Below are 253 nucleotides of genomic sequence, written 5' to 3'. Positions count from 1 at the left end.
GCCATCCATCAGGCGATGCGCGCCGGCACCACCGCGGAAGTGAAGCAGATATGGCTGACCGCGAGCGGTGGTCCTTTCCGCAACACGCCACTGAAAGACTTTGAACACATCACGCCTGCGCAGGCGTGAAGCATCCCACGTGGGTTATGGGACAGCGCATCACCATTGATAGCGCCACCATGCTCAACAAGGGACTTGAAATCATCGAAGCATGCCGCCTGTTTGATCTGCCGCCGAGCAAGGTGAAGGTCAC

1 pseudogene is annotated in these 253 nt (G+C 58.5%); it reads left to right on the top strand.

The features are described from left to right. Nucleotides 1–253, top strand: a pseudogene (locus JAO32_RS19960) (1-deoxy-D-xylulose-5-phosphate reductoisomerase); the annotation flags it as partial.

Source organism: Terriglobus sp. ADX1 (assembly GCF_036877645.1).
Lineage (GTDB): Bacteria > Acidobacteriota > Terriglobia > Terriglobales > Acidobacteriaceae > Terriglobus.
This window is presented reverse-complemented; position numbering and strand designations above follow the sequence as displayed.